Source organism: Gracilimonas sp. (genome assembly GCF_031581265.1).
Taxonomy (GTDB): Bacteria; Bacteroidota; Rhodothermia; order Balneolales; family Balneolaceae; genus Gracilimonas.
The window spans coordinates 65,454-80,338 of the sequence record NZ_JAVLBQ010000003.1 but is presented as its reverse complement, the minus strand read 5'-3'; the positions used below and the strand labels follow the sequence as shown (position 1 = coordinate 80,338).

Genomic DNA, 14,885 nt, shown 5'->3' with positions numbered 1-14,885 from the left:
GAATGTGATTTATAATAAATCTTCATCACCCTATCAACTATCAACTGTCAAACTACTTCGTCTTTGCTACCATGATGTCATCCCATTCCGTGGTGTATCGCTTGCTTAAATAGTTTTGATTCATCTGCCAATTGGCTTCTTCACTTCCTTGACGATGTAATCCCGTGGCAGCGAAAGCGGCAGTATTTCGTCCGTGTTTGGTATTTATTTGGTCAATGCATTCCATCAGCCGAAATTGTTCTTGGGTATAGCGTTCACGATCAAACAAATCCATTTGAATTTCACTGTGGGGAATAAGTCCGGTAAGCATGATGGCTGCTTTTTTGTACTTCGTATTGGGGAGATGCACCGATTCCACCAGTGCTTTCCCGGCCCGGATTAATGTGGGCGTATGTGCCGTTGGAACTTTGAAAGAGGTGTAAGCCCCATATTTATATTTCGATTTCGGGTTCTTGAATTTATCACCAATTAGCGTGACCTGAAGATTGGAGGCTACCGACCCCTGGGCACGAAGTTTCTCCGCACCGCGAGAGATATAAGTCGCCACAGCTTCCTGAATAGGCGCGAGTTCATACAGTGGTTTCCCAAACATACGGGAAGTGAGAATACCTTTTCGGGATTCCAGGGCTTCACTTAACTTCATGCATGGCAATCCGTTGAGTTCTAACACCGTCCGCAATCCGGTTACATTTAAATGTTTTCGTATCCAGCGTTTGTGATCTACTTTTTGTTTAAGATCAAAAGCCGTTTTAATACCAAATCGGTTCAGACGAACCGTAAGTCCCTGACCAATTCCCCATACTTTTTGAAGGGGCATATTTTTGAGGACCTGATCGGTTCCGGGATAATTACATAAGTTTAATACCCCATCATAAATAGAATTTCGTTTGGCGGTTTCGTTTGCAATTTTAGCAAGTGTTTTACTAGGCGCAATTCCCACAGAAACCGGCAAACCTGTCCATTGATATACTGTTTCTTTGATGATTCTCCCATATTCTTTTAAGTCCGAATAAGTTTGTGTAGATAATTCAGCAAAAGCTTCATCAATGCTGTACACTTCAATGTCGTGGGTTAGGTGTCGTAAAGTTTCCATTACCCGGCGCGACATATCTCCATATAAGGGATAATTAGATGAGCGTACTACCATATCATTCTCCCTGAAGAATTTACGGTACTTGAATTCCGGCGCTCCCATGGGGATATCAAGCTGCTTGGCTTCCTCCGACCGCGCAATAACACAGCCGTCGTTGTTGGAAAGTATAACGATGGCCTTGTCCTCTAATCTCGGATTAAAAACCCGCTCACAGGACGCATAAAAATTGTTACAGTCGACCATAGCATAAACGATCGAACTCCGATTCTCGAAAGATTGTGGCTCAATGATCATGTTGGTATTTGTGAATTACGTGGGTGACTACTCCCCATACCAGCCAGTTGGTTTCGGGGTGAATGGTGATGGGTTCCAGTTTGGGATCATCGGATATTAAAAACAGCCGCGATCCTCTCTTAACCAGCCTCCTGATCACAGGCTCTTCTTCGATCGCGGCTATTACAATGGTTCCATCACCGGGCTGAATACTTCGATCAACCACAAGTATATCTCCATCATGAATACCCGATGCTTTCATGGCATTGCCTTCAGCCCGCACATAGAAAGTGGCCGCCGGACGACGAACGATTAAGTCCTCCAGGTCCAGAGGTTTCTGGAGGTGATCAGCGGCAGGAGATACGAAGCCCGTCTCTGCTTTTTGGGAAAGCTTTACTTCATATTTGGGCTTTTTTTCCGCTCCGCCTTGATATATTTTAAGTCCTTCCATTTGAGCCTCTTTGGTTCACATAAATAACATGTATAATATATGTGTATGCGTGGAAAGATTAAACTATTGACTGAAATATTTAGTTGAACAGGTGACGTGAAATGACAGGGTAGAATGGAATGAGCGTAGTGACAACCATCAAGTAAAGTGAGCACTCTTAATATTAATATAACTGGTCTGAATTAATGGAGGTATTGGTTAATGGGAATAGAATAAACAGGGCATATCTTACAGCCCCATACTTCGACCTCACCTTAATCCTCTCCTTCGCAAGGAGAGGAAATGACGGAGCTGATATTGGCTGCTTCTTTGTTCGTAATTTAGTTGTCACTAAGGCGTCCTTCTACTTGTCCCCGCATTCCCGGGGCACGGTGAAGAGAAGACAGATGAGGTCGGAAAATAGCTAAGGCCAAAATTGAATGGAAATGGCAATAATATTATTAAAAATGTGGGCGGAGATTTAGCTACGCAACTATCATAAAATCAAACAAATAAATATGGATTGGTTGTACTTAATCGGGTATCTATTATTAGGATTTGGAGGGATGGAAATTGTCTCATACTGTGTGCACCGGTGGTTATTTCACGGAGTGCTTTGGAAAATCCACGAGTCCCACCACAAGCCCAACCATGGATTGTTTGAGCTGAACGACATTTTTTCTCTCTTCTTTGCCGGTGTTTCTATTTGGCTGATGGTAGATGGAGCGCAATCCATGTTCACGACGCCGGCTTTTGGACTTGGAGCGGGGATAGCGGTATATGGGGTACTGTACTTCATCATCCATGATTTGTTCGCTCACAAACGTTTTATGCCCTTCAGCAGTGACAGTAAGATTATGAAGCTAATCCGAAGAGCCCACCAGCGACACCATCAGGATGTGGGCAAAGAAGGGCACGAACCTTATGGGTTATTTTTGTTTCCCTATGACAAGTACCCCGAGCACAAGCGCAAATTCGATCGGTGAATAAACCACCGATTTTAACCTCCCTCAACCTCGTTCCAGACGCTCCGCGTCGGAACGTACTATTCGCTAAACTGCTGCTTCAACACCCTCCTGATCAAAATTTCTCCGTTAGTTTGCTTCCTGATGTAAAAAAAAATTGAGATTATGTGAAGGAAGGTATTTATTGAGTCAATTCAATGTTGAAAAGTCGCAGTCAATTTCAACTGAGTCTGTTTTACTGGATAGTGTGAAAATTACCTCATCCAATTTTCCTTCGGTTCGGTGTGAACATACAAGTGAAAACGTGCCCTCTTCTCTTGTCCAAACAAGATATTCTCCATCCCAGTCGCTGGCAGAACCAAATATTTTCTTTTCTTCGGAGCTGTCAATTTTTGTTATAACAGCGTTTGCCATGGGCAATCTCTTTCCGTACTGATCTGTAACGATGCCATGAATAATTTTTAATGATGGTTGAGAATCTTTTTTCTTTGATTCTGAATAGGAAGTTGAGTTTTTATTGACAAGTAAAAAGCCAAGTATTCCAATAAAAATTACTGCTAAAATAATTGTCAATCTTTTTTTCATAAGTGGAGCAATCTAAATATTTGGTATAGATATAATTTTCAAAGTAAATGTTCGGCTGGTACTATTATCAACTAAGTAAAAATGATCATTCTTATCTTTCCACATAAAACGAATGGGAGAGTTTTTAAACCGCTGATTAAAATCAGATAAGGCAGGTATAATGCCTACTTTTTCAAGATTACCTCTGCTATCAAAGACTTCGGTATAAATGTTCATAGAATCTTGTTCATTTTGTTGCAGTGAAAAATGGATTAATTTCCCATTATTTAATTTAAATAACCCCAAGCTTTCTGAGAGAATAATGCCACCTGCTTTTTGCCTTCCGCTAATTGAAAATGCATGCGAAGGATAAGGTTGTTCTACTTTTTCGAATGCTTTATGATGGATTGAATACCCACTGAAATTATTTTCTAATTTCCATCCTGAAGAATTCTTTTTTAATAATTTAATTTCTCCGTTATACAAAGAAGGGGCGAAGTACAGACTGGTACTGTCGAGAGTGATACTCCCTGGAAAAAACATTGCATGTAGTCTTGGAAAGAGTGAATTGTCACTGGCTAATTCATCAAAGTGCCCAAATTCTTGTATGGTTTTTAAGCTGTCTATATAAGAAAACTCATGAAAGAGATATGGATTATTACTCGAGTCTGGAAGTTTATATGCAAAAAGGAAATGATCTGCGCTTGATTTCATCCATCGGGGCCATAAAATTTTATTCGGAGATAAGTTCCATGTCTGAATTTCTTCACCATTTGCAGAGAATTTTGTAATTCTTTGATTCATCTGATCTGCAATGAATAAATGGTCGTTTGCATCTATGGTGATCGCAGTAATGTCGAGCATTTCACCTGGTCCCCTTCCTCTTCGGCCAATAGTATGTAATAGAGTACCATTATTACTAAATACTTTAATATTCATGCCCATACGGTCTGCCACGTAGATTCTGTTTTCTGAGTCAGTCAATACGTATGAAATTTCACCTACTATTGCATCCTCTTTATCTGAATCAAAGCTGTTAAGTTCAAGTATATTTTCTATGTTGAATTGGAAGATTTCACCTTTATAATCCGTTGATTTGTAGTTGTTACAACTGCTAAAAAAACAAGTTGAAATGACAAGTGATAAGAAAATTTTGAGATACATAATGGGCAATTATTTTTAATAAAATTAAATCCCTGACAACTAAGCCAAGGGATTTAATTTCAATCTATACTATTAATTAGAAGATAATTTTATTCTGGATCTGCATTACAAACATCTCCAGCAAAACCACAGTCAAAATTTCCAGAAACACAATAAGTATAACCTTTTCCATATGCTTCTACACAAGTATTATCACTACAGAAACAACAATTATCACATTCATTAGGAAATGGTAGTTGTGCATTTGCTTCGTTTGGATTTATACTCACGAGCAAACATATTATAAAAAGAAAAAGCTTGCGAGTAAAGCGATATTCTGGGGTTTAGAGTTCGTATATTTCATGATGTCTCCTTTAATTGTTATAAGTTGAATTCCAAATCTGATAAGCCTCATTTAGAACTTGAAGTTTATGACTTTTAGGTGTCATAGCTTTTTGTGACAAAAATTCTTGATAAAATATTTCTCCTGAGTTTAGATCTACAAAACTTATTTGTGGGATGAATTTGTTTACTGAATTTTCAATATTTATGGTCTTATATGTAGCTCTATTTTTTGTTATGCTTCCATTAATTGAGAGACCAGTTATACTTAGATAATTTTCTATATTTGGATTTGCTAAACTTTCTGTACTAAATAAAGCGTGTTGTTTAAATGATATATTATCGACAAAAGAAGTATCAATAATGTTAATGAATTCACTTATTTCATTTATACATGGAGAGCAGGTTTGAACATTTAATGTATATATTACAGCAATATTATCTGGGGTATCTGATTCTAAAATTTGTTCAGAAAAAATGCTTTCAAGTGCTATTTTTTCACCATACCCCTTTGAGTTTGATTGCACAAGAAAATCGTTAGGTATAGTTTCGTTTTTAACATTGAACATGCCATTTGATTTTAAAATAGCTATACCCCCAATTACTAAAAGCAAAGCAATTATTAGTTTAATTGTATTATTCATAAAAACCCTCATTTGTACCCAATCAAAAAAAAAGAAAGATGCAATAAGGTTTTTAAATTTTTTATTCTCTCTGATTTTGAACGAAATATAGATTAGCTAAAACGTTCTTTTAATTCTCTCATCTTTTCAAAATGTCGGCGTTGGTGCGCTTCCTGTACCCTAAAGCAGGCCGACAGCGACATAGGAACTATTTTAATAATTGGATTTCGGGCTTTGATGCGGTCAAGGTCTAATCCCTCCAGTTTCGCTTTTTTCAAGATATGAATGAATTGGTCCTGTAGTTTTAGAAAATCACTCAACACCTCCAGACTGTTCATTTTGGTACCCTGAACGGGCTCAAAAGCTGATACAGTTGGTAGTTTACGGCGGTTTTCAGGACTTACCTGTCCAATGAACCAGCGAAATACAAAATTGGGAGTGAAGGGAGGTTTGCCTTTGCTGAGCTTATTATCCGGTTTATCCAGTGCTTTTTTGATTTGTGGCAGGTATTCGTTTCCGGCTTCCACCAAATGACTCAAAATTTCTCCCATGCACCATTTGTCCTCATGGGGTTTCCGCAGAAATACTTCTTCATTTACACTTTCAGATAAATCAGTTGCCGTTTGCTTGGCTTGTTCAAAAGCTTTCAAAAAATAGTCGTATGTATATTCTGAGTTTTTCATAGCCTGGTAAAATTATCCAAAATGGGAAGTTAGTTATTTCATCTGACGGTTAAATCCATTTTCTTTAGGTCATTATACAAAAACAAAATCAAGATCTATGCAATCTCTTAAAATTCGTTACTGTTTTGTTCTTCTAATTGGGTTACTGTTTACTTCTTCGGCTACGGCTCAGGGTGTTTTGAGTTTCGAAGACGTCATGAAATTTGAAGATATCGGCTCTATTACGCTTTCTGATAACGGCAACTGGGTGGCCTATGAAGTATATCCCGATCGGGGCGACGGCAGAGTGGAAGTAAAAAGCACAAACGGACAAAATACGTACTCCGTGGAATTAGGAGCCTCCCCCAGAATCACCCTAAATGGAGATTGGGTAGGGGTGTATCGCAGAGTTCCGCTCGCCGAGCAACTCAAAGATGGAAATGATAAGCCGCAGCAAGGCCTTTCACTGTTAGCAACTGACAATGGTGAAGTTACAGAGTTCGACAGTGTGCGTTCTTTTCAATTTTCGGAAGATGGAAACTGGCTGGCTATCCATCACATGCAAAGCAAAGAGGTGGAGGACCTGAATTCCAAAAACCGAAAGCTGGGAATGGAACTTCAGTTGAAGAATTTGTCATCAGGAGCAGAATTTGAGCTGCCTTTTGTGCGTGAAATGGAATTTGACAGCTTGTCGAATTACCTGGCTTACTCCGTAGTAGATACTTCTGACAGCGAAAATGGGTTGTATGTATTTGATCTGAATGCGGAGGAATCAAACACAATTGATGCTACGGAAAATGGATTTTATACGAATTTGACCTGGGATCATGACCAACAAAGGATTGCTTTCACCAAAGCCACTTATGATTCTTCGTATGTTGAATCTGATGCTTCTCTGCACATTTGGAACGCCGATGCCGATAATTTAACAACACTGGTTGAACCCGGTGATGAGAATTCAGGCTTCACGCTTCGGTCCAACAACCGGCTGATGTTTACCAACGATGGTAACCGTTTATTCCTCGGCTTCATGGATGCGGCAATGGCAGATCTGGATTCCCCGGAAGAAGAGGAAGAAGACAGCGAAGTAGATGTATATGATGTAGATGATCTGGTTGAAGACCGGGGATTAGATATCTGGCATGGAGAGGATCCTCAAATAAAAACACATGAAAAGAATACCTGGAATTCACGGAAGAACCACTTATACATGGCCGTTTATCATTTGAATGATAACCGCTGGGTGCAGTTAGCAGACCACGACATGCCGGATGTGAGTGTGGCTCATAATTCAAATTTAGTGTTGGGTAGCAACGACCAACCTTATATGCGCGAGCGAACCTGGGATGGAACCTACCGAGATTATTATACGGTAGATCTGGATACCGGGGAGCGGACTCAATTTTTAGAGCATTTTGGGGGTTGGGTTAATCTCTCACCGCAGGGCAATTTTGCAGCTTATTACGAGGATAAACACTGGCACCTGATGGATACGGAAAGCGGAGATACTCAAAACCTCACCATACAGGTGGACGTCCCTTTTTATAATGAAGACCATGATTATCCTTCGGATGTACCGGGATATGGCGTAGCCGGCTGGATAGAAAACGACCGTGCCGTGATGATTTACGACAAATACGACATCTGGAGATTTGAAACTTCAAACGGAAATTTCAGAAACATTACGGATGGAGAAGGTCGTGAGGCCAAGCGAATTTTCCGCATTGAGGAAATGAACAAAGACTGGGGGGAGGCTTTTGGAAATAATGAAGAGCTTTTGCTTACATCCTATCATGATCTTGAGAAGAAATTTGGGTTTTACTCCGCACGTGCAAATCGTTCCGGGGTGAACCGGTTACTGGAAGAGGACAAGAAGTTTACTTTCGTACAAAAAGCTGAAGATGCCAACACCGTACTCTATAAGCGGGAAGCTTATGATGAATTTCCAAATATTTGGGTATCCAATAACTGGAAGTTTAAGCGCACCAATAAGCTTACCAATCTTCACGAAGACCTCAAAGAAAAATGGAACTGGGGAAGTGCCGAGCTTATTGATTGGTTAAGTGTGGATGGAAAATTCATTCAGGGTGTCGTGATCAAACCGGATAATTATGATCCGGACAAACGTTATCCGATCATGACCTACTACTATAGATTCTTTACAAATCGCTTGCACGATTTCAATGAGCCAAAAACCAATCATAGACCTGTTTTTGCGCAGTATGTGAGTGATGACTATGTGGTATTTTTGCCTGATATTCGCTTTGAAGTTGGTCGGCCCGGTTTTGCAGCAACCAAAAGTTTAGTGCCCGGTATCCAGAAGTTGGTGGAGATGGGTATTGCTGATGAAGATAAATTGGGGCTTCACGGGCACTCATGGAGTGGCTACCAAACCGCATTTATGGTTACTCAAACCGATATTTTTGATGCGGCTGTTTCCGGCGCTCCGGTTAGTAATATGACGAGCGCGTATAGTGGAATCCGCTGGGGATCAGGTCTTGCACGACAATTCCAGTACGAGAAAACACAAAGTCGTATTGGAGAAACGTTGGTGGAGGCGCCTCTTGCATATATCGAAAATTCACCGGTTTTTTATGCCGATAAGATCACCACACCAATGCTGATCATGCACGGAGATGCCGATGGAGCGGTTCCATGGGAGCAAAGCATCGAGATGTATTTGGCACTGCGCCGCTATAACAAAGATGTCATCTTTCTTCAGTACCATGATGAACCACATCACCCTCAAAGAATATCGAATCGTTTGGATTACACCATCCGAATGAAAGAATACTTTGATTATTACCTGAAAGGCGAAGGTGAGCCCGAATGGATTTTAGAAGGAGAAGCGTATAGGGGGAATTAGAAATGTTGAATGCTAAATGTTTAAATTTTGAATTGGCTCAATTTAATATTTAGCATTCATAATTTACCTTTACGAGTCCCATTTGCCCTCGCTCCGACTGCTCTGCGTCGGAGCGCTTTATTCTTTACCGTCCCATTCCAGTAGGAATCTATTTACAAATTCCTCCATAAACTGATGGCGCTCTTCAGCCAGCTTGAGGCCGTAATCCGTATTCATTCTATCTTTGAGAAGGAATAATTTTTCATAAAAGTGATTGAGGGTTGGGCCGGTACTCTTTTTGTACTGATCGAATGAGTCATGTTTTTTCGGGGGGATGTCTGGGTTATGAAGTTCCCGGCCTTTATGTCCGCCGTATGCAAACGCTCGTGCAATTCCTATAGCTCCTAAAGCATCAAGCCGGTCGGCATCCTGTACTACTTTTCCTTCGATGGTTTTCATGGGTGTATCTACTTCGGCTCCCTTGAATGAGGCATCCCGAATGATGTGAGTGACGTGATTTATTGCTTTCTCATCAACATTCAAATTTTCCAACCAGTTTCGGGCGGTGGCAGGACCAATATCTTCATCCCCATCATGAAATTTATGATCCGCTATATCGTGGAGAAGAGCAGCGAGTTCTACCACAAAGAGATCAGCATTTTCTTCTTTTCCAATTTTCAATGCCATATTTCGGACCCGGTGAATGTGCCACCAATCATGTCCGGTTCCTTCACCTTCCAGTTTTTGGCGGACGTAGTTTTCGGTTTTGGTAAGAATTTCAGATGGATTCATATAGAGAATATAGATATTAGAGGCGAGGTTTTAGGTTTTAGAGGCAAGGTGTTAGGCTTATGAAACTACTTGCCCCTTGCCCCTAACACCTAAAAACTAAAAATCCATACAACTGCACAACTCGTCGATCACATCAATCTTCAAAGAATCGATACGGGCAATGGATCGCTCAACTGTTTCCTTTTCAATTTTTCCTTCCCGAAGCAGTTTTTGGATGATGCCAATAGCTCGTTCGGCAATGTCCGGTTCATAGTGTAGGTTATTGCCAAATATGAGTACATCTACTCCGGCATTAATGGCTTGCTGAATGGCTGTTTCTAATCCGTATTCGGCACGGATGGCATCCATTTGCATGTCGTCAGAGAATACGACTCCCTCAAATCCCAGCGAATCGCGCAAAAGTCCATTGATGGTTTTATTAGATAATGTTGCCGGCCAAACGGAATCAATATTGGCATTAAAGATGTGGGCGGTCATCACAGCCCGAATATCATGTTCAGCGAAGAGCTTTTCGTAAGGAATGAGTTCTTTTGGCTCCCAAGTGTCTGTTACATCCGTAAATCCTAAGTGACTATCGGTGGTCGAGCTGCCATGACCGGGAAAGTGCTTCAGCACCGAGAGAATCCCCTCTTTGGAATATTCGTCAATGACATAGCCGGCGTGTTCAGCTACTTTTTGAGGATCGGATGAGAAACTGCGTTCCAGTTCTCCAATCACAGGGTTGTTGGGATTGGTATTTACGTCCACAACCGGGGCAAAATTCGTGTTGGTGCGCACTACCATAAATTCCTGCGCCATGATGCGTGCATAATGTCGGGTGGAGTCTTCATTATCTAAATTCCCTAAATACTCCGCGGAAACGGATCTTGGAAATCCTTTACTCTCTTTGAGTCGGCTCACCAATCCTCCCTCCTGATCGACCGCGATAAAAGGAGAATTAGGAGTAGCGGCAATGATATCGTTGCTGAGATGCATGAGCTGCGTGGGATCTTCAATATTGCGGCTGCGATTTCCGGTAATTACATCGCGGTCAAACAATACTACTCCGGAAATATTGCGCTCGGAGAGATCTTTGTAAATGGTGCTGTCTTCCGAAAGTTCAGTGCCCCGAAATCCTACCATAATCATTTGTCCGAGTCGCAATGGATCAATGATCTCTTGAGATGCTTGTTCTGTAGTGTTGGTATGGGATTTTTGACAACCAATTAAACCTGAAAAAAGCAATAAAGCGAGTAATATTCGGAGCATTAGTTTTGTTGATTTTGGTATTCTTGTAAAAGGGAATCAAACACCGTGGTGAAGTTAAAAGAAGCCCGAATATCGTTATAACGGGCAATTTTTCCATCAGGATCAACCAAAATATAGAAAGGAATTCCGCCCCCTTTATATGCTCTGAATGTTTCTTCCTGAAAACCGTCTCCGCTATATAGCTGAGGCCAGGGGAGGTCGAGGCGTTGAATGTCTTGTACCCAAACAAGGCTGTCCACTTCATTTGAGATGCCAACAATTTCGAGTTCATCCCGAGAATAGTTTTGGTAGATCTCTTTCATATGGGGAAATTCCTCCAGGCAAGGCTGACACCATCCCGCCCAAAAATCAAGGAGTACAAATTTACCCCTGTAATCTTCCATGGTGTGGATATTTCCGTCAATATCCGGAATGGCAAAGGGTACTGCGGGTTGTCCGGGAGAAACAGATTTAATTTCATTATAAAAATATCTCAGAAATTCAGTGTATTTGGGATAATCAGAGAACTCTTCTAAATACCGATCATAGCTCGGTTGGGCCGTTTCAATGCCCTGTTCTCCAATTCGTTCTGCTATAAGATGCATGCGGGCATGAGCAAGTGCATCCCGATCTTCGATATGGTTCATGACCTCAATTCGCTTTTCATTCAGCTCTTCGTAGGCAACTTGTTTAATATCATATTCTGAGAGGTCCATGCCGTATGCTGCTTTTACACTGTCGTAAATGCCAAAAGTTCTGGAATAGTAATGGGTAAAATCCCGGATGCCGGCCCGTTGAGCGAGTTGCGATTCATACGTAAAAAATCCTAACGAATCGGCTTCTGCGAACAAAACCTCACGGGCTGAGTCTGCGTCAAAATTGTCAAAATGGCGATCATTATATTCTATAGCCCTCACTTTAAAAACAAGATATTCTCCTATGGTTTTGAGGTAATAATCATCAAGAGGGGTATTCTGCAGGTACTTTTTTGCAGTCTCATATTTTTGTTTGCTGAGCCTAAGCAATTGATTGTCTTCCCCAACTTTAATTTTTTCTTCTTCTTCAGAAATTTGGGTATCGAGCCCGTCAATTTCATTCAGATAGTCATTATACTGTGTATCCCAGTTTTGTTCATACCCTTCTACTTGAACGTTTTTTGGGAAATTGGAGCGAGTGATTTGCACAGTGAGATCATTGCCGGGAGTTACATAGAGGGGATACGATTGGTCTTCTAAAATTATTTGCCTGATTTCAGGTTCTTCAACAGTAATTGAAAGAGTAAAGTCACCATTTGAATCAACGGTTATTGTATCCCTTTGGACCGGTGCATATTTATAATGAACGGGCTTTTCTTCAAGGATTAGAGGCGTGTCTCCCAGATAATCAATAGTACCCTCTATGGTAGTGGTTGCTGAATTAGAACAAGAAGAAAATAATAGTAGTCCAAAAATGAGTGTGTAAAATAAATTCAATCTCGAATTCATAAAGGTTAAATATTAGAATAATTTAATATTGGTTGGAATACCATAAAAAACTGTAACAATAAGGGTTATCAGCTACTCTTTTAAATAAGAAAGTAAATTTCAGAAACATTTTTTTAAGATTTTTGAAATAAAAGTGTAACAAATGAGAAGGTTGTTACTCTTGTTAAAGATAATAAGACTTGGGTAGCATCATAGAAAGTTAAGCAGTTATTATTCAAAAGATATTTTTAGGCAATATTTCTTGGTGAAATAATGCTTCAGTTAGTAATCATAATTACATAATCACAATGATAGAAAGCAAAGTAAACAAAGACCTTGAGAGGAAAATTGATCTGTATGTCAATGGCAAACTGAATGCAGAAGAAACCGATGAGTTATGGGCATAATTAATTCAGGATGATTATTACCTGGATTACATGAAAAGTGTAGCGAACCTAAAAGAATTGATGGATCGCAAGAAAGCTTCCAAACCTGTCTCCAAAGTATATTCATTGAAAAAAGTTGTTCAATATGGTTCGGCTGCAGCTATTATTTTACTCGCCGCAGTTTTCGGTATTATGAATTATAGTACTTCCAATGATTTTTCGTTAAGTAGAGGGGATAGATTAAACCATAATGAAAAGCTAATGAACTTGAAACCTATTGGTGAAGAATTCATTTCTAAAGAAGTGGAAACTTCAAAAATAAAATTATTAGGCTTTAATGATTATAGTGAATACAATAAACTTATTGAATCAAATTTAATGCTTTACAATAATCTTGAAAAAGAATTTCCATTATTTGGAAAAATGGATAGTAAATCAAAAGGAGAGTATTTTAAAAAAGCAATAGGATCATTTATAAATGAACATTATGAAAATGCGAATAAACTTAAGGCAAATTGTTCAGCTGTTTATAGTGCTGAAAAGCAGAAAATATTAGCAACTGCAACCGGAGCATTGTTAGCATGTGGGGCTACTGCAGCTGGTCTTTCTACGATATTATCACCAGTGGGTGGTGGAGCCTTTTACGGAGCTTGTGCTGGGACAGTGTATTCAGTTATGAATGCAGAATTAGAATTGGCAGAAATAGAATACGAGGAGTATTTACAAGAATGAGTAGCGAGAAATTTTGGTCTCTAAAATGGCCGAGAACCAATGTTAGTTTATCAGAAAAAGCAGAATCTAAGTATAATCGAATTAAGCTACTTAGTACGGTGGTTTCAGCATCGATTGTTTTTTTAATTTGGAAAACTGAAACTTGGACACAAATCTATTTATGTATGTTTGTGATATTTTGTTCATTTTCTATTTTACTTTATAATCAATATAGATTGGAACAATTTTCTGATTTTCAGAATAGTCTTGTTTTTTTAACATCATCTATCGCAATGATATTGACTCTTATAATCTTTTTGATTTGAAATAAGGAAGGCCGTGTTCAAGTTATTAGTGCAACAGCGCGGTGTTTTAGGGTTTGCTGTATAGGTGAAAGGTAATCAAATTTTCGAATAGGTCTATTGTTGAGATGTCGTTCGACGGTTTTAATACGCTGCTCAGATACTTCCCGCAGGTCTGTACCCTTTGGAAAGAACTGCCGGATCACTCCAATTCTGTTTTCTACCGTCCCCTTGTCTTGGGAGGTATAAGGCCGGGTAAAGTATACATCAGCGTCTAATGTGTTGCCGATTGACTGGTGATTGGCAAAGCCCTTATCGTTATCAAAGGTCAAGGTTTTGATGAACGCTTTCGGAACTCGCCTCAGAATTTGTTCAATAGCCGCTTCGGTGGGCTCTGCCTGTCGGCTGGTAACCTTTTTCAGGCGAGTAAGAAGCGTGGCTCGATCGGTGAGTACAAGTAAGGCGGATTGGTGAGCTTTGCCTATCATAAAGTCACATTCCAGGTCTCCCAGCCGTGTGCGCTCGGCGACCACCTCAGGGCGTTCTTCGATCCCTATGAGTCCAGTGAGAACTCCTCTGGAGTCGTTATAATTACCTCTTTTGCGCCTTCGCCGACCGTGTTTAAGATGTTTGTAGAGGTCACAGGTGGAGGGATCTTTCTGGCGTTTCCCCCGCCAAACCCATTGGTATATTGCCTCATGGGATACCCCATCGATTCCCCGCACAATCCAACGGGCGCTGATGAGTTCCGGGCTGAGCTTTTCCTCGCGCAACCAATGGCTGGCCTGCTGCTTTAAGTGGTCGGTGAAGCGAATATGTTTACGCTTATCGCGATGGCGCCGGTTGGTTTTTCGTTGGGCGGCCCCTGGGCGATACTCGTTGGCATAGCGTCCACGGGAAGCAACGTTACGGGAAAGCTCCCGAGAGACCGTTGATTTGTGAACGCCAATTATTTCTGCGATTTTAGTTTGTGAATGGCCTGCCTGGAGCAGAGCTTTAATCTTATGACGATCTTGTAGGTCAAGTTGTTTGTATTTTTGCATGATAACACGAATATAAGCCGC

At 40.4% G+C, this 14,885-nt stretch carries 13 protein-coding genes; 3 read left to right on the top strand and 10 right to left on the bottom strand.

The features are described 5' to 3' along the window. Positions 1-52 precede the first annotated feature (52 nt). Together RI561_RS02345 and RI561_RS02340 are read right to left on the bottom strand one after the other, a co-directional pair. Positions 53-1,336, bottom strand: a complete 1,284-nt coding sequence (locus RI561_RS02345) for a Y-family DNA polymerase (protein ID WP_395078609.1) — start codon at positions 1,334-1,336, stop codon at positions 53-55. 40 nt (positions 1,337-1,376) lie between these two features. Further along, entirely contained in the window at positions 1,377-1,817 is a 441-nt protein-coding gene (locus RI561_RS02340; RefSeq protein WP_395078608.1) for a LexA family protein, read from the bottom strand. Between the two features lie 497 nt (positions 1,818-2,314). Between RI561_RS02340 and RI561_RS02335 the strand changes: the two genes are divergently transcribed. Continuing rightward, a complete protein-coding gene (locus RI561_RS02335) occupies positions 2,315-2,782 on the top strand; it encodes a sterol desaturase family protein (RefSeq protein WP_395078607.1) in 468 nt (155 codons plus the stop codon). A gap of 168 nt (positions 2,783-2,950) precedes the next feature. Here RI561_RS02335 and RI561_RS02330 read toward each other — a convergent pair whose 3' ends face one another. The 4 genes from RI561_RS02330 to RI561_RS02315 form a co-directional block, all read right to left on the bottom strand. After that, a complete protein-coding gene (locus RI561_RS02330) occupies positions 2,951-3,346 on the bottom strand; it encodes a hypothetical protein (RefSeq protein ID WP_395078606.1) in 396 nt (131 codons plus the stop codon). A gap of 12 nt (positions 3,347-3,358) precedes the next feature. After that, the gene (locus RI561_RS02325; RefSeq protein ID WP_395078605.1) at positions 3,359-4,489 is read right to left on the bottom strand and encodes a 6-bladed beta-propeller; all 1,131 of its coding nucleotides are present in this window, start codon (positions 4,487-4,489) and stop codon (positions 3,359-3,361) included. 353 nt (positions 4,490-4,842) lie between these two features. Beyond that, the gene (locus RI561_RS02320; RefSeq protein ID WP_395078604.1) at positions 4,843-5,454 is read right to left on the bottom strand and encodes a hypothetical protein; all 612 of its coding nucleotides are present in this window, start codon (positions 5,452-5,454) and stop codon (positions 4,843-4,845) included. Positions 5,455-5,546: 92 nt separating this feature from the next. After that, the gene (locus RI561_RS02315) at positions 5,547-6,116 is read right to left on the bottom strand and encodes a DinB family protein (protein ID WP_395078603.1); all 570 of its coding nucleotides are present in this window, start codon (positions 6,114-6,116) and stop codon (positions 5,547-5,549) included. A gap of 97 nt (positions 6,117-6,213) precedes the next feature. On the opposite strand from RI561_RS02315, the gene RI561_RS02310 reads away from it, so the two are divergent. Then, entirely contained in the window at positions 6,214-8,961 is a 2,748-nt protein-coding gene (locus RI561_RS02310; protein ID WP_395078602.1) for an alpha/beta hydrolase family protein, read from the top strand. A gap of 117 nt (positions 8,962-9,078) precedes the next feature. Here the strand turns inward: RI561_RS02310 and RI561_RS02305 are convergent, their stop codons facing one another. The 3 genes from RI561_RS02305 to RI561_RS02295 all read right to left on the bottom strand — a co-directional run bounded on the left by RI561_RS02305 (position 9,079) and on the right by RI561_RS02295 (position 12,431). Then, positions 9,079-9,732: an HD domain-containing protein gene (locus RI561_RS02305; RefSeq protein WP_395078601.1), complete on the bottom strand. Its 654-nt coding sequence runs from the start codon at positions 9,730-9,732 to the stop codon at positions 9,079-9,081. A 96-nt stretch (positions 9,733-9,828) separates the two neighbouring features. After that, positions 9,829-10,980 (bottom strand): glycoside hydrolase family 3 protein, encoded by a 1,152-nt coding sequence (locus RI561_RS02300; protein ID WP_395078600.1) that lies wholly within the window; start codon positions 10,978-10,980, stop codon positions 9,829-9,831. Further along, entirely contained in the window at positions 10,980-12,431 is a 1,452-nt protein-coding gene (locus RI561_RS02295) for a redoxin domain-containing protein (RefSeq protein ID WP_395078599.1), read from the bottom strand. Before RI561_RS02295 ends, RI561_RS02300 begins: the two co-directional genes overlap by 1 nt. Before the next feature lie 428 nt (positions 12,432-12,859). Between RI561_RS02295 and RI561_RS02290 the strand changes: the two genes are divergently transcribed. Beyond that, positions 12,860-13,540: a hypothetical protein gene (locus RI561_RS02290; RefSeq protein ID WP_395078598.1), complete on the top strand. Its 681-nt coding sequence runs from the start codon at positions 12,860-12,862 to the stop codon at positions 13,538-13,540. 322 nt (positions 13,541-13,862) lie between these two features. Here the strand turns inward: RI561_RS02290 and RI561_RS02285 are convergent, their stop codons facing one another. Continuing rightward, positions 13,863-14,864 (bottom strand): IS30 family transposase, encoded by a 1,002-nt coding sequence (locus RI561_RS02285; protein ID WP_395078597.1) that lies wholly within the window; start codon positions 14,862-14,864, stop codon positions 13,863-13,865. Positions 14,865-14,885 lie beyond the last annotated feature (21 nt).

Excerpts from the sequence above, each read along its gene's own strand:
- RI561_RS02345 (WP_395078609.1), bottom strand. The coding sequence starts at position 1,336 with ATGGTCGACTGTAACAATTTTTATGCGTCCTGTGAGCGGGTTTTTAAT.
- RI561_RS02340 (WP_395078608.1), bottom strand. The coding sequence starts at position 1,817 with ATGGAAGGACTTAAAATATATCAAGGCGGAGCGGAAAAAAAGCCCAAA.
- RI561_RS02335 (WP_395078607.1), top strand. The coding sequence starts at position 2,315 with ATGGATTGGTTGTACTTAATCGGGTATCTATTATTAGGATTTGGAGGG.
- RI561_RS02330 (WP_395078606.1), bottom strand. The coding sequence starts at position 3,346 with ATGAAAAAAAGATTGACAATTATTTTAGCAGTAATTTTTATTGGAATA.
- RI561_RS02325 (WP_395078605.1), bottom strand. The coding sequence starts at position 4,489 with ATGTATCTCAAAATTTTCTTATCACTTGTCATTTCAACTTGTTTTTTT.
- RI561_RS02320 (WP_395078604.1), bottom strand. The coding sequence starts at position 5,454 with ATGAATAATACAATTAAACTAATAATTGCTTTGCTTTTAGTAATTGGG.
- RI561_RS02315 (WP_395078603.1), bottom strand. The coding sequence starts at position 6,116 with ATGAAAAACTCAGAATATACATACGACTATTTTTTGAAAGCTTTTGAA.
- RI561_RS02310 (WP_395078602.1), top strand. The coding sequence starts at position 6,214 with ATGCAATCTCTTAAAATTCGTTACTGTTTTGTTCTTCTAATTGGGTTA.
- RI561_RS02305 (WP_395078601.1), bottom strand. The coding sequence starts at position 9,732 with ATGAATCCATCTGAAATTCTTACCAAAACCGAAAACTACGTCCGCCAA.
- RI561_RS02300 (WP_395078600.1), bottom strand. The coding sequence starts at position 10,980 with ATGCTCCGAATATTACTCGCTTTATTGCTTTTTTCAGGTTTAATTGGT.
- RI561_RS02290 (WP_395078598.1), top strand. The coding sequence starts at position 12,860 with ATGAAAAGTGTAGCGAACCTAAAAGAATTGATGGATCGCAAGAAAGCT.
- RI561_RS02285 (WP_395078597.1), bottom strand. The coding sequence starts at position 14,864 with ATGCAAAAATACAAACAACTTGACCTACAAGATCGTCATAAGATTAAA.